Annotated in this window: 14 protein-coding genes; 8 read left to right on the top strand and 6 right to left on the bottom strand. The window is 72.3% G+C overall.

All coding sequences use genetic code 11. The annotated features are described in order from the left end of the window. Positions 1-155 precede the first annotated feature (155 nt). Together ACWEVN_RS03170 and ACWEVN_RS03165 are read right to left on the bottom strand one after the other, a co-directional pair. Entirely contained in the window at positions 156-611 is a 456-nt protein-coding gene (locus ACWEVN_RS03170) for a group II truncated hemoglobin (RefSeq protein WP_449682924.1), read from the bottom strand. Between the two features lie 32 nt (positions 612-643). Next, positions 644-1,585 (bottom strand): NAD(P)/FAD-dependent oxidoreductase, encoded by a 942-nt coding sequence (locus ACWEVN_RS03165; RefSeq protein WP_452050020.1) that lies wholly within the window; start codon positions 1,583-1,585, stop codon positions 644-646. A 77-nt stretch (positions 1,586-1,662) separates the two neighbouring features. Here ACWEVN_RS03165 and ACWEVN_RS03160 point away from each other — a divergent pair, with 77 nt between their 5' ends. After that, entirely contained in the window at positions 1,663-2,250 is a 588-nt protein-coding gene (locus ACWEVN_RS03160; protein ID WP_449682926.1) for a helix-turn-helix domain-containing protein, read from the top strand. On the opposite strand, the gene ACWEVN_RS03155 is transcribed toward ACWEVN_RS03160, so the two are convergent. After that, entirely contained in the window at positions 2,247-2,735 is a 489-nt protein-coding gene (locus ACWEVN_RS03155) for an N-acetyltransferase family protein (protein ID WP_452050019.1), read from the bottom strand. The genes ACWEVN_RS03160 and ACWEVN_RS03155 overlap by 4 nt on opposite strands. An 18-nt stretch (positions 2,736-2,753) precedes the next feature. Between ACWEVN_RS03155 and ACWEVN_RS03150 the strand changes: the two genes are divergently transcribed. From ACWEVN_RS03150 to ACWEVN_RS03140, 3 genes are all read left to right on the top strand, one after another. After that, entirely contained in the window at positions 2,754-3,326 is a 573-nt protein-coding gene (locus ACWEVN_RS03150; RefSeq protein WP_449682928.1) for a helix-turn-helix domain-containing protein, read from the top strand. 221 nt (positions 3,327-3,547) lie between these two features. Continuing rightward, complete coding sequence (gene tuf, locus ACWEVN_RS03145; protein WP_449682929.1) at positions 3,548-4,732, top strand: elongation factor Tu; 1,185 nt, start codon at positions 3,548-3,550, stop codon at positions 4,730-4,732. 194 nt (positions 4,733-4,926) lie between these two features. Continuing rightward, positions 4,927-6,417 (top strand): rhamnogalacturonidase, encoded by a 1,491-nt coding sequence (locus ACWEVN_RS03140; protein ID WP_452050060.1) that lies wholly within the window; start codon positions 4,927-4,929, stop codon positions 6,415-6,417. A 54-nt stretch (positions 6,418-6,471) separates the two neighbouring features. Here the strand turns inward: ACWEVN_RS03140 and ACWEVN_RS03135 are convergent, their stop codons facing one another. Beyond that, complete coding sequence (locus ACWEVN_RS03135; protein ID WP_449682930.1) at positions 6,472-6,687, bottom strand: hypothetical protein; 216 nt, start codon at positions 6,685-6,687, stop codon at positions 6,472-6,474. A gap of 147 nt (positions 6,688-6,834) precedes the next feature. On the opposite strand from ACWEVN_RS03135, the gene ACWEVN_RS03130 reads away from it, so the two are divergent. The 4 genes from ACWEVN_RS03130 (at position 6,835) to ACWEVN_RS03115 (ending at position 10,414) form a co-directional block, all read left to right on the top strand. Beyond that, positions 6,835-7,773, top strand: a complete 939-nt coding sequence (locus tag ACWEVN_RS03130) for an MFS transporter (protein ID WP_452050018.1) — start codon at positions 6,835-6,837, stop codon at positions 7,771-7,773. Positions 7,774-7,873: 100 nt separating this feature from the next. Further along, entirely contained in the window at positions 7,874-8,773 is a 900-nt protein-coding gene (locus ACWEVN_RS03125) for an acetaldehyde dehydrogenase (acetylating) (RefSeq protein WP_449682932.1), read from the top strand. Beyond that, positions 8,770-9,795: a 4-hydroxy-2-oxovalerate aldolase gene (gene dmpG, locus ACWEVN_RS03120; RefSeq protein ID WP_452050017.1), complete on the top strand. Its 1,026-nt coding sequence runs from the start codon at positions 8,770-8,772 to the stop codon at positions 9,793-9,795. The genes ACWEVN_RS03125 and dmpG overlap by 4 nt, the downstream gene beginning before the upstream one ends. A 34-nt stretch (positions 9,796-9,829) precedes the next feature. Further along, entirely contained in the window at positions 9,830-10,414 is a 585-nt protein-coding gene (locus ACWEVN_RS03115) for a hypothetical protein (protein ID WP_452050016.1), read from the top strand. Here the strand turns inward: ACWEVN_RS03115 and pip are convergent. Then, the gene (gene pip / locus ACWEVN_RS03110; protein ID WP_452050015.1) at positions 10,411-11,352 is read right to left on the bottom strand and encodes a prolyl aminopeptidase; all 942 of its coding nucleotides are present in this window, start codon (positions 11,350-11,352) and stop codon (positions 10,411-10,413) included. The two genes, ACWEVN_RS03115 and pip, sit on opposite strands and share 4 nt — an antisense overlap. Before the next feature lie 20 nt (positions 11,353-11,372). Continuing rightward, positions 11,373-12,887, bottom strand: a complete 1,515-nt coding sequence (locus ACWEVN_RS03105) for an FAD-dependent monooxygenase (RefSeq protein WP_452050014.1) — start codon at positions 12,885-12,887, stop codon at positions 11,373-11,375. Positions 12,888-12,902: the final 15 nt, after the last annotated feature.

Below are 12,902 nucleotides of genomic sequence, written 5' to 3'. Positions count from 1 at the left end.
GTCGGCACGCCCGGCTCGCGACGCCGTGCTCGCGGTTATCGGACGGAGTGGACGAACCGGTCCGGGCAGGTGGGGGGAACCTGGCCCGGACCGGCTCTGGCGACGGACCTCCACAGCCGGTCGTCGCCTGCAAGACGCGGCGGCGGCCCCGGTCGTTACAACGGCTGCAACCCGGTCCACGACCAGCGGGGCACCGGCAGCCCGGCGGGGACGTCGGCGGGCGGGCCGGGATACGTGAGCACCTCGGCCACCGCCCACTCCATGTACGCCCGCAGCGCGGCGCGGAACTCCGGGTCGGCGGGCAGGCCGGCGTCGTCCGCGGCCTGGACGAAGCATGTGACGAACCGGCGGCCGAGGTCGGTCATGTCGCCGTTGCCGGCGTGCATCCGGAGCATCGCCGTGTGGTCGCTGCACTCGCGGGAGAACCGCGGCGGGCCACCCAGCACCTCGGCCCAGTACCAGGCGAGCCGCTCGACGTGCCGCGGGTGCTGATCCTGCTTCGAGAACGGGTGGTTCAGCTCCGGGTCGGCCAGGCAGCGCTCGTGGTGGGCGGTGGCCAGCGCGCGGAACGCGGGGTCGCCGCCGGCGAATTCGTAGAGCGTCGGACGCATCCGCCGAGCCTGGCACGCCGGGGCGCCGGGGGCTAGCGCGCCCCGGCGGCCGCGCGTTCCGCGGCGGGGGAGAAGCCGCCCAGTGCGCCGACCGCCCGCTCGACGTCCTCGGTGACGAGGTCGTGGTTCAGCGCCCCGGCCGCGGCCGCGCCCTGGGCCGCGGCGATGATCACGGTCGCCCGCGCGTCGACGACGTTCCCCGCGGCCCACACCCCGGGCACGCCGGTCTTCCCGGACGCATCGACGTCGCCGTCGACATAGCCGAGGTCGCGCAGCAGCTGGTCGTGCGGGACGGTCCGGGTGCGGAGGAACAACGCGGCCCGCGGCACGAACCGGGCGCCGACCTCGATGCCGGTGAGGCGGCCGCCTTCGCGCCGGACGGCGGTGACGACGCCGTCGACCACGCGGATCCCGCGCGCGTCGAGCCGGTCCCGGTCCGCATCGGACGGTGGCTCGGTGTGCGCGAAGTACACCACGTCCGGTGACCACTGGCGGACCAGCAGCGCGTGCTCGACGCTCGCCGGCTCGGTGCCCAGCACGCCGAGCGGCTGGTCGCGCAGCTCGTAGCCGTGGCAGTACGGGCAGGTCATCGCGTCGGTGCCCCAGCTCTCCCGCAGGCCCGGGAGGTCCGGCAGGTCGTCGTGGACGCCGGTGGCGACCAGGACGCGCCGGGCGGTCAGCTCGCGGCCGCTCGCCAGCCGGGCCGTGAAGCCGTGGTCCAGCCGGGTCACCCGGTCCTCGAGGAGTTCCACGCCGTAGCCGCGGAGCTCGCCGCGGCCGATTTCCAGGAGTTCGGACGGCGGCAGGCCGTCGCGGGACAGGAAGCCGTGCATGTGCGACGCCGGCGCGTTGCGCGGTTCTCCGCCGTCGACGACCGCGACGCGCCGCCGCGCCCGGCCCAGCATCAGGGCGGCGCTGAGACCCGCGGCGCCGCCACCCACCACCAAGACGTCGAAGCTGTTGTTTTCGCTCATGCCGCCACCATGAACCCGGCTTGGCGAATCCGACAACTAATGTTGCCGATTCCGGGACAAGCGGTTTTCCTGGAGGCATGACGGACGCGATCACCCAGGCCCTCGCCGAGGTCGGCCCCCGCCTCAAGCGGGTCCGCACGCAGCGGCGGGTCACCCTTGCCGACCTGTCGGAGGCAACGGGTATCTCGAAGAGCACGCTCTCCCGGCTGGAGTCCGGGCAGCGCAAGCCGAGCCTGGAGCTGCTGCTGCCGATCGCCCAGGCCCACCAGGTGCCCCTCGATGAACTGGTCGGCGCGCCGGAGGTCGGCGATCCCCGCGTCCGGCTGACCGCGCGCCGGATCCCGCGCCACAACGGCGCGACCATGACGGTGCTGCCGCTGACCCGCCAGCCGGGCGCGCCGCAGGCGTTCAAGATGATCCTGGAGCCCGAGACGGGCGAGCCCGATCCCCAGGTCCACGAGGGCTACGAGTGGCTGTACGTCCTGTCGGGCCGGCTGCGCCTGATCCTGGCCGACCGCGACATGACGCTGGGGCCGGGCGAAGCGGCGGAGTTCGACACCCGCCTCCCGCACTGGTTCGGCGCGGTCGACGGCCGGCCGGCGGAGATCCTCAGCCTGTTCGGCAAGCAGGGGGAGCGGCTGCACCTGCGGGCGAAGTCGCGTTAGCCCAGTTCGCGCTGCATCAGCAGGGTGTCGAGCCAGCGGTCGTGCTTGAAGCCGACCCGCCGCAACACGCCCGCGTCGGTGAAACCGGCCGCCCGGTGCAGGTTCCGCGACGCCGGGTTGCCGGAGTCGACGATGACCGCGATCGCCTGCCGGGCTCCGGCTTCCTCGCACCGCTTGAGCAGGGCGTCGAGCAGCCGCCGCCCGTGACCCTGGCCGGCCGCCCGGGGTGCGAGGTAGATCGTCGTCTCCACCGAGTACCGGTACGCCGGCTTGGGCCGCCACGGCGCGGCCAGCGCGTAGCCGAGGATCTCACCCTCCTCGGCGAGGACGAGGAAGGGCCACGTGCGCTCGCGGATCTTCGCCCGCCACTGCTGCGCGGTCGGCGGCGTGGTTTCGAAGGTGAAGACCGAATCGGTGACGTACGGCGAGAAGACGGCGGCAATGCCTTCGGCGTCGGCCTCCGTCGCTTCCGCTATAGTGGACATGGTCGCTATTATAGAGGAATGATCGATCCGGGAGCGCTCGGCCGTCACCTGCACGAACTGCGGGTGGGCCGCGGGCTGGCGTTGAGCGCACTGGCCGGGGCGGCGGGCGTGAGCGTCAGTATGCTGTCGGCCATCGAGCGCGGCGAGAAGACGCCGACGGTCGTGGTGCTGTCCCGGATCGCCGACGGCCTCGGGCTGTCCCTCTCCCGGCTGCTCGCCGACCTGGAGAGCGACCGGGTGCTCGTCCGCCGCGCGGCGGAGCAGGACCACATCGCCGAACCCGGCGGCTGGCACCGCACCGTGCTGACCCCGGTCGTCCCCGGCGTCAACTTCGAGTGGATCCGCACGACCCTGCCCCCCGGGTGCGACGCGGGAGCTTTTCCGGCGTACGCCCCGGGATCGCACGAGTTCGTCGCCGTCGAATCGGGCGAGCTGAGCCTCGGTGCCGGCGACGCCGAGTACGTCCTCGCGGCGGGCGATTCGGTGTACTTTCCCGCCGACGTCACGCATTCCTACGCGAACCGCGGCAAGAAGCCGTGCGTGTACTTCGTTGCGGCCCTGATCATGCGGCCGCGCGCGAAAACCGGGTGACACGGCCGCGAAAGCCGTGTCATCCTTCGGATCATGTTCCCCGTGTCCGACAGCGCGACGCTCGCAGGCCTGTCCCTGCCGAGCGCCCTGCCGGCACGGCTGACCGGCGCTCGAAGCTGACCCTTCCCCGATTTCCCCCGCCCTGGGCGCGAAACCGCCGGGGGAGGGTCGACGCGCTCCGCCCGGTTTCGCGCAGTTCCGTTCCAGCGCAGGGAAAACCCATGACCAAGCAACAGTACGTGCGGACCAAGCCGCACCTGAACATCGGCACGATGGGGCACGTCGACCACGGCAAGACCACCCTCACCGCGGCCATCACCAAGGTCCTCGCCGAGCGGGGTGGGGCCGACTTCGTCGCCTTCGACCGCATCGACCGCGCACCGGAGGAGATCGAGCGCGGCATCACCATCAACATCGCGCACGTCGAGTACGAGACGCCGACCAGGCACTACGCGCACGTCGACATGCCCGGGCACGCCGACTACGTCAAGAACATGATCACCGGCGCCGCCCAGCTGGACGGCGCGGTGCTCGTGGTCTCGGCCCAGGACGGCGCGATGCCGCAGACCCGCGAGCACGTCGTCCTGGCGCGCCGGATCGGCGTCGAGCACCTCGTCGTCGCGCTCAACAAGGCCGACGTCGCCGACGACGAGGAGCTGCTCGACCTGGTCGAGCTCGAGGTGCGCGAGCTGCTGACCCGGTACGGGTTCGACGGCGACGCCGTGCCCGTGGTCCGGGTTTCCGGGCTGCGCGCGCTCGCGGGCGACCCGCGGTGGACGCAGCGCGTCCTCGACCTCCTGGAGGCCGTCGACGAGCACGTGCCGATCCCGCCGCGGCGGCTCGACCTGCCGTTCCTGATGCCGATCGAGAACGTCCTCACCATCACCGGCCGCGGCACCGTCGTGACCGGCGCGGTGGAGCAGGGCACCCTCGCCGTCGGCGACGCGGTCGAGGTGATCGGCCTCGGCCCGGCGGTGACCACCGTGGCCACCGGGCTCGAGACGTTCGGCAAGCCGATGGACCGCGCCGAGGCGGGCGACAACGCCGCGGTGCTCCTGCGCGGGGTCAAGCGCGGCGAGGTCCGGCGCGGCCAGGTCGTCTGCCTGCCGGGCAGCGTCCGCCCGCACACGCGGTTCCGCGCGGACGTCCACGTGCTCTCGGCCGCCGAGGGTGGCCGGCGGACACCGTTCGCGGCGAACTACCGGCCGCAGTTCCACTTCCGCACCAGCGACGTCGTCGGGGTGGTCGCCCTCGCCGAAGGCGTCACCGTCGTCCGGCCGGGCGACGCCGCGGAGCTGACGGTCGAACTCGGCCAGCCGGTCGCGATGAGCCCGGGCCTCGGGTTCGCCATGCGCGAAGGCCGGCTGACCGTCGCCGCCGGCACCGTCCGCGAGGTGCTGGACTGAAGATCGGGCTCGTCCCCGCCCACGGGCGGGGGCGAGCTTGACTCATCCGATCATTTGCTCTTAGCTGAACACGCATCCCGATCCGCCGTCGGAAGCGCGGGCTTCCGCCATGGCGAGATTAGGGAGACTTCGTGGGAAGAGCGTTGAGCCGCCGCCGTGCCGTCGTCTGGGGAGCCGCGGGCGCGGCCCTGCCATTGGTCGGATCTCCGGTGGCCGAAGCCGAGGAATTCGGGAACCAGCCGGGCCGCTTCTTCGACGTCACGAAGTTCGGCGCGAAAGGCGACGGCCGCACGATCGACACCGCGGCGATCAACCGCGCGATCGACGCGGCCGCGACCCGCGGCGGCACCGTGTACTTCCCGGCCGGGACGTACGCGAGCTATTCGATCCACCTCAAGAGCAACATCGCGCTGTACCTCGGCGCCGGCGCGACGATCCTGGCCGCCGCCCCGGCCGGCGGGCGGGGCTACGACCCCGCCGAACCGGGCGCGGGCAATCCGTACCAGGACTTCGGGCACAGCCACTGGCACAACAGCCTGATCTGGGGTGAGAACCTCGAGAACGTCACCATCGAAGGGCCCGGCAAGATCGACGGCCAGGGCCTGGTCGCCGGCGGCAGCGCGGAATCGGCGCCGCTCAACGGGAACAAGGCGATCGCGCTCAAGCTGTGCCGCAACATCGCGATCCGCGACATCACCATCGTCAACGGCGGGCACTTCGGCATCCTGCCCACCGGCGTCGACAATTTCCGCATCGAAGGCCTGGTGATCGACACCAACCGCGACGGCATCAACATCGACTGCTGCAAGAACGTCCGGATCGCCGGCACGACGGTCAACTCGCCGAACGACGACGCCATCGTCTTGAAGAGCTCGTACGCGTTGAACCAGGTGCGCGACACCGAAAACGTCACCATCGACAACTGCTTCGTCAGCGGCTACGACCTCGGCACCCTCGTCGGGGGCACGTTCAAGACGTCGTCCTACGGCCGCACCGGCCGCGTGAAGTTCGGCACCGAGTCCAACGGCGGCTTCCGCAACATCGCGATCTCCAACATGGTCTTCGAGCACTGCCGCGGCCTGGCACTGGAAACGGTGGACGGCGGCCGGCTGGAGGATGTCACGATCAGCAACCTGACCATGCGCAACGTCCAGATGCCGCTGTTCCTGCGCTTGGGCGCGCGGATGCGCGGGCCGGCCGGCATCCCGGTCGGGTTCCTGCGCCGGGTGAGCATCAGCGACGTCACGACGATCGACGCGGACCCGCGCTACCCCTCGTGCCTCGCCGGGATTCCGGGCCACCCGATCGAGGACGTCAAGCTGAGCAACATCCGCCACCACCTGGCGGGCGGCCTGACGCCGGGGGACGCCGTGCCGAACCCGCCGGAGCTGGAGACCGCGTACCCGGAGCCGTCGATGTTCGGCACGCTCCCGGCGTACGGCTTCTTCGTCCGCCACGCCCGGGGAATCAGCTGGGACAACGTCGATGTGCGCTTCGGCAAGCCGGACACGCGCCCGGCGTTCGTCCTGCGGGACGTGGCCGACGCCGACGTGCACCACTCCCGCGCCGAGAAGGTGGCGGGCACGCCGACGTTCGTCCTCGACGCCGTGGACGACTTCCGGGTGAGCGACGGCCGCCCGGTGCCGGAAGCCCGGGTCGACCACGCGGATCACCAGGAGCTGTAGGGACTTCCGGCCGGGTCCTGGCGCCGCCGCGGGACCCGGCCGGTCAGCAGCCGGTCAGCGGCCGCGCAGCTTCGGGCGGGCCAGGCCGACCACGGAAATGACGATCAGGGCCACCGCGGCCACCGCCGCGATCACCGTCAGGACGGGCGCCCGGCCTTCGGTGCCGGTCAGGGTGAGGATGCTCGAGACGAGCAGAACCGCCCCCACGCCCAGGTAGAGCCAGCACAGCGAAACCGTGGCGGGGATGAAGTGCCAACGCCGGTCGGCCATCGAAACCTCCTCGATCGGGTGCTTTCCGGAACTGCCCCGATCCGGAGTCGATCAAACCGGCGGGAATCCGCCGTGACCCGCGCCCGGCGAGCAAGCCGTTGCAAACCTGCGAGCCCGCGCGAGCCGCCGCCGGTTTCACTGGGCCGCATGAACGCACCAGCGCCGCGGTGGCCGGCCGTCTTCGCCGTCACCGTCGGGATCTTCGCCATCGTCACCACGGAAATCCTGCCGATCGGGCTGCTGACGCCGATCGCGGCCGGGTTCGGCGTCTCGGCCGGGACCGCCGGCTGGACCATGACCGTGCCCGGGTTCGTCGCCGCGGTCGCCGCGCCGGTGGTCACCGTCGCGGCCGGCTGGCTCGACCGGCGCGTGATGCTGGGCGGCCTCCTGGTGCTGCTCGCGGCCGCCGGCTTCCTCACCGCCGCCGCGCCCGCGTTCTGGGTGCTCCTGGCCGGCCGGTTCCTGGTCGGCGTCGTCATCGGCGGCTTCTGGTCGATCGGCGCCGGCCTGGTACCCCGGCTCGTCGGGACCGCGGCCGCCGCGCGGGCGACGTCGGTCATCTTCGCCGCCGTGCCCCTCGGATCGGTGCTGGGCGTGCCGCTCGGCACCCTCGTCGGTCAGCTCGCGGGCTGGCGGACGGCGTTCCTCCTGCTCGGCGTCCTGAGTTTCGGAACAGCCGCGGCCCTCGTGCAGCTGGCCGTCCTGAGTGGACTCCTGCGGCGGCGCGGTGTCCGAAATGGACCATTGGTGACGTTCCTCGTGGTCCTCGCCGCCTTCGGCACCTACACCTACGTCACGCCGCTGCTGCGGGACGTCGTCCGGCCGGAGGTGCTCAGCGCCTACCTGCTGGCGTACGGCGTCGCCGGGATCGCCAGCACCTTCCTGGCCGGTCGGTACCGGACCGGCTTCGCGCTCGCGGCCACGCTGATCGCGGTGGCGGTCTTCGCCGTGGTCGACGCGGTGTCGGTGCCGGCCGTGATGACGTGCGGGGGAGTGGCCGCCCTGCTCGCGGCGGCGGTGATTCAGGGGGCGCGCCGCACCGGCGGCCCGGCCGGCGGGACGCCGAGCCGCTCCGCCTCGCGGTAGCGGTCGTCGAGGACGCACCCGACCGTGTCGCAGTCTCGACGTTCCGCTGGTCGGAACACAAGCCTGTCCTGACCCGGCGGCCCGGTGCGACGGTCGGGACATGGCTCCCGTGATGGCGGCGATCGTCGGCCCCGGCAACATCGGCACCGATTTGCTGGCGAAGCTGCGACGCAGTGAAGTGATCGAAGTCGGGTACGTGGTCGGCGTGGTCGAGTCGGACGGCCTCGAGCGCGCCCGCGCGCAGGGGATCGCGGCGTCGGCCGAGGGCGTCGACTGGCTGCTGCGCCAGGATCCCCTGCCGGAACTCGTGTTCGAAGCGACGTCGGCGAAGGCGCACGCCGCGAACGCGCCGCGGTACGAGGAAGCCGGCCTCCAGGCGATCGACCTGACCCCGGCGCACCTCGGGCCGATGGTCTGCCCGCCGGTGAACCTCGGCGCGCACCTCGACGCGCCGAACGTTTCGATGATCACCTGCGGCGGCCAGGCCACGATCCCCATGGTGCACGCCGTCTCCCGGGTCACGCCGGTGCCGTACGCGGAGATCGTCGCGTCGGTCGCCTCGCGCGGCGCGGGGCCGGGGACGCGGGCGAACATCGACGAGTTCACGCGCACGACGTCGCAGGCGGTGGCCGAGATCGGCGGGGCCGGGCGCGGCAAGGCGATCATCATCCTCAACCCGGTCGAACCGCCGATGATCATGCGGGACACGGTGTTCTGCGCGATCCCGCTCGACGCCGACCGCGAAGCCGTCACGGCGTCGATCCACGAAATGGTCGCCGAAGTGCAGAAATACGTGCCCGGCTACACGCTGCGCGCCGATCCGCAGTTCGACGACGCGCGCGAAGACTGGGACGGCAACGCACGGGTCGGCATCTTCCTCGAAGTCCGCGGGAACGGCGACTACCTGCCGGAGTACGCCGGGAACCTGGACATCATGACCGCCGCGGCCGCCCGGGTGGGCGAGCTGATGGCCCGCGCGAAGCAGGAGGTTTCCGCATGACCCGGCCGGATCTGCGCCACGACGTCCGGATCGTCGACACGACGCTGCGCGACGGCAGTCACGCGATGGCACACCGGTTCACCGAGCAGCAGGTGCGCGACACCGTGCGCGCGCTGGACCGCGCGGGGGTCGAGGTGATCGAGGTGACCCACGGCGACGGCCTCGGCGGCTCGTCGTTCACCTACGGCTTCTCCGCCGTCGACGAACTCAAGCTGATCTCCGCGGCCCGCGAAGAGACGAAGCAGGCGAAGATCGCGGTGCTGCTCGTGCCGGGGATCGGCACGGCGGAGGACCTGCAGCGCGCCTTCGACGCGGGCGCGGAGATGGTCCGGGTGGCGACGCACTGCACCGAAGCCGACGTCTCGCCGCAGCACTTCGGCCTGGCGCGCGAACTCGGCATGGAGACGGCCGGGTTCCTGATGATGGCGCACCGGACGCCGCCGGAAGACCTCGCGAAGCAGGCCCGGATCATGGTGGACGCGGGCTGCCAGGCGGCGTACGTGACGGACTCCGCGGGCGCGTTGCTGATGCACGAGGCCCGCGCTCGCTTTGAAGCGCTGGTCGCCGAGGTCGGCGACACGGCGTGGGTCGGCTACCACGGGCACCAGAACCTCTCGCTCGGCGTCGCGAACTCGGTCCTGGCGTACGAGGCGGGCGTCCGGTACATCGACGGCTCGCTGTGCGCGCTCGGCGCCGGCGCGGGCAATTCGCCGACGGAGGTCCTGGCGGCGGTGTTCGACCGCCTGGGGATCGACACGGGCCTCGACGTCGGCGGCCTGCTCGACGCGGCGGAGGAGGTCGTGCGCCCGTACCTGCACCGCTGGCCGAAGATGGACCGCAACGCGATCGTCCAGGGCTGGGCCGGGGTCTACTCGAGCTTCCTGCTGCACGCGGAACGCGCGGCGGAACGCTACGGCGTCCCGGCCCAGGCGATTCTGCGCCGGTGCGGCGAGCTCGCGCTGGTGGGCGGCCAGGAGGACATGATCATCGACGTCGCGGTGCAGCTGGCGGCGGAGGGGTAGGCAACCGGACGGCGGCTCCGGGCGTGAGAAGGCCATGGAACGAATCCGGCTTGCGCTCGCGGCGGTATCGGTGACGGCTTGCCTTGCTGCGTGCGCGAGCCCGATCACGACCGCCTTGCCCCTGCTCACCCCGGCCAAGCCGGTCCCGCCGGTCCCGCCGGTGGCGGTCGCGCCACCGGCGTCACCCGTGAAGATCACGGCCGCCTGCCCGTTCCTCGGCCTGGCGGAGCTGCAGCAGCTCCTGGAGACCAGCGAAGACCTCATGGCGACCGAGCAGTCTGTCGAGACGGCCGTGCCCGACACCGAATTCCGGTGCCGCTACGAGGGCAAGTACGTCCACCCGTGGCTGCTCGACCTGTGGATTTCGTCCGCGGCCGGCTCCCTCCCACCGGAGGAAGCGATGAAGAACATCCGGAAGGACTGCAGCGGACCGGTGACTCCGGTGCCGGAGGCCGGCGAGGGCGCGTACTTCTGCGACCGCGCCGGCCTCGACCAGGCGGAGATGGTGGTGCTCGGCAAGCGCAGCCACGGCGAGAACCGCGTGGCGGTGGCGTACGTGCTCAAGCACCGCAAGGACGTCTACGCCCGCCTGGCGAAACTGCTCGCCGAGCGGCTCTAGGCCGGCGCGAACCGGTCCAGCGCGGCAAGCTTCCACCCGCGTTTGACGTCGCTCGCGCGGTGCCCGGACCGGTCGTCGACGAGCAGTTCGGCGCCCGGCCACGCTTCGGCCAGCTCCCACGCCGTCGTCACCGGGCAGCTGAGGTCGAGCCGGCCGTGGATCAGCACGCCGGGGATGCCTGCAAGGCGTCCGGCGTCGCGGATCACCGCGCCGTCGGCGAGCCAGCCGGCGTGCGCGTAGTAGTGCGTGGTGAGCCGGACGAACGCCAGCAGCGCGTCGTCCGGCGGTCCACTGTGGACGTCCGCGGTGGCGCCCGGTTCGAGGGACAGGACCGTTTCTTCCCAGGCGTTCCACGCGAGGGCGGCGCTGTCGCGCCGGTCCGGGTCGGCCATCAGCCGGGCGTAGGCGGCCACGACGTCGTCGTCCCCGGCGACGTCGCGGAAGCGTTGCCACGCCTCGGGGAAGAAGCGGCCGGCGCCGCGGTACAGCCAGTCGATCTCCGACCGGCGCGTGGTGCTGATCGCGCTGACCACGATTTCGGTCACCCGGCCCGGGAAGCGTTCGGCGTACACCAGGGCGAGGGTCGTGCCCCACGAGCCACCCGTCACCAGCCAGCGTTCGACGCCGAGGTGCTCCCGCAGCCGTTCGAGGTCGGCGACGAGGTCGTCGGTGGTGTTGTGCCGCAACGACGTCGCGGGATCGGCGGCGTGCGGACGGCTCCGGCCGCAGCCGCGCTGGTCCAGCAGTACGACGCGGTACCTGGCCGGGTCGAACATCCGCCGCATGCCGGGTGTGCAGCCCTGGCCGGGCCCGCCGTGCAGCACGACCGCCGGCTTGCCGTCCGGGTTCCCGCAGGTCTCCCAGTACACCTGGTGGCCGTCGCCGACGTCGAGCAGCCCGTGGGCATAGGGCTCGATGGGCGGGTGGAGGTCGATCACCCGCCCATCCTGCCCGGTACTCAGGCGGGTTCGCCGAACCACCCGCGCAGCGCGGCGTCGAGGCCGGCCGTCGAACCGTCCTCGCTCGCCCAGGCGATGTGCCCGTCCGGCCGGACCAGCACGCCGGTCAGGGCCGGCTCGCTGTCGCACTTCGCGGACAGCACGTTCACACGGCCGGCCCACCCGGCGGCCGTCTCGCGCAGGCCGGCGTCCTCGGCGAGGTCGAGCAGGAGCGCCTTGCCGTCGTGGAGGCGCTCGCCGAGCCGGGTGCCGTCGGCGAAGGCGAAGTCGGGGGCGGCGCGGCCGGTGAGGTCGTGCTCGCCGTCGATCGCGTAGCGGTGCAGGACGCCGGAGAGCTTCTTGGCGAGGTAGGTCGCGCCGTCGCCGGTGGCCAGCAGATCGGTCATGACTTGGCGCAGCGCCCTGATGCGCACGTCGCTGCGCATCAGCGCGACCTGCGCCCGGGTCCACTCGAGCACCCACTCGCCGATCGGGTGCCGCTCGGCCGTGTAGGTGTCGAGCAGGCCTTCGGGCGCCCAGCCCCGGATGGTCGCGGCGAGCTTCCAGCCGAGGTTGACCGCGTCGCCGATGCCGAGGTTGAGACCCTGCCCGCCGAAGGGGGAGTGGACGTGCGCGGCGTCCCCGGCCAGCAGCACGCGGCCCTGACGGTAGGTGGTCGCCTGGCGCGCGTTGTCGGTGAAGCGTGTCGCGCTGTGGACCTTCGTCACCCGGACGTCCGCCCCGGAGACCCGCCGGAAGCTGTCTTCGATTTCCTGCGCGGTGATCGGTGCGTCGCGGTCCTCCGGCGGCCCGTCGAACTCGACGGTGAGGACCCGCCCGGGCGTCGGGCCGTGGACGTAGAGCCCGCCGGGGCCGTGCTGCCACCCGGCGGGCAGGGCCTCGGCGCCGGTGAGTTCGGTGAGCGCCTGCCGCCCGGTGATGGCGGGGTCGGTGCCGGGGAAGTCGAAGCCCGCCAGTTTCCGCACCCGGCTCCGCCCGCCGTCGGCCCCGACGAGCCAGCCCGCGCGCACGGATTCGCCGTCGCCGAGGTACACGGTCACGCCGCTGTCGTCGGCGTCGAACCCGGTGAGCTCGGCCCCGCGCCGGATCTCGACGCCCAGTTCGGCGGCGCGCTCGGCCAGGATCGCCTCGACGGCCTGCTGCTGGATGACGACGACCCGGGCGGCGGGCCCGACGTCCCGGAAGGCGGGATCGTCGAAGTCGACCCCGCCCGAGGTCACCATGATCCCGGCGAAGTGCCCCACCGGAACGGCTTTGGGGCCACCCCCGCCCCGGGATTCGAGAAACTTCTGGATCTGCGCGAAGTTCTGCTGCACGACGGCGTCCATCGCGGGCAGCAGCCCCCGCCGGTAGAAGGCTTCGGCCGTGGTCAGGTTGACCGACCCGGCCTTGATCGTCTGGTCCGGCTCGGGCAGCCGTTCGACGACGAGCACGTCCACGCCCGCCAGCCGCAGTTCGCAGGCCAGCATCAAGCCGACCGGTCCGCCCCCGGAGATCACCACATCCCTGTTCATGGCTCCGATGATGCC

It is taken from the genome of Amycolatopsis sp. NPDC003861 (genome assembly GCF_053605405.1).
This window is presented reverse-complemented; position numbering and strand designations above follow the sequence as displayed.

What these genes read in the sequence shown, in the direction of transcription:
- ACWEVN_RS03170 (WP_449682924.1), bottom strand. Translation starts at nt 611, where the DNA reads ATGCGTCCGACGCTCTACGAATTCGCCGGCGGCGACCCCGCGTTCCGC.
- ACWEVN_RS03165 (WP_452050020.1), bottom strand. Translation starts at nt 1,585, where the DNA reads ATGAGCGAAAACAACAGCTTCGACGTCTTGGTGGTGGGTGGCGGCGCC.
- ACWEVN_RS03160 (WP_449682926.1), top strand. Translation starts at nt 1,663, where the DNA reads ATGACGGACGCGATCACCCAGGCCCTCGCCGAGGTCGGCCCCCGCCTC.
- ACWEVN_RS03155 (WP_452050019.1), bottom strand. Translation starts at nt 2,735, where the DNA reads ATGTCCACTATAGCGGAAGCGACGGAGGCCGACGCCGAAGGCATTGCC.
- ACWEVN_RS03150 (WP_449682928.1), top strand. Translation starts at nt 2,754, where the DNA reads ATGATCGATCCGGGAGCGCTCGGCCGTCACCTGCACGAACTGCGGGTG.
- tuf (WP_449682929.1), top strand. Translation starts at nt 3,548, where the DNA reads ATGACCAAGCAACAGTACGTGCGGACCAAGCCGCACCTGAACATCGGC.
- ACWEVN_RS03135 (WP_449682930.1), bottom strand. Translation starts at nt 6,687, where the DNA reads ATGGCCGACCGGCGTTGGCACTTCATCCCCGCCACGGTTTCGCTGTGC.
- ACWEVN_RS03130 (WP_452050018.1), top strand. Translation starts at nt 6,835, where the DNA reads ATGAACGCACCAGCGCCGCGGTGGCCGGCCGTCTTCGCCGTCACCGTC.
- ACWEVN_RS03125 (WP_449682932.1), top strand. Translation starts at nt 7,874, where the DNA reads ATGGCTCCCGTGATGGCGGCGATCGTCGGCCCCGGCAACATCGGCACC.
- dmpG (WP_452050017.1), top strand. Translation starts at nt 8,770, where the DNA reads ATGACCCGGCCGGATCTGCGCCACGACGTCCGGATCGTCGACACGACG.
- ACWEVN_RS03115 (WP_452050016.1), top strand. Translation starts at nt 9,830, where the DNA reads ATGGAACGAATCCGGCTTGCGCTCGCGGCGGTATCGGTGACGGCTTGC.
- ACWEVN_RS03105 (WP_452050014.1), bottom strand. Translation starts at nt 12,887, where the DNA reads ATGAACAGGGATGTGGTGATCTCCGGGGGCGGACCGGTCGGCTTGATG.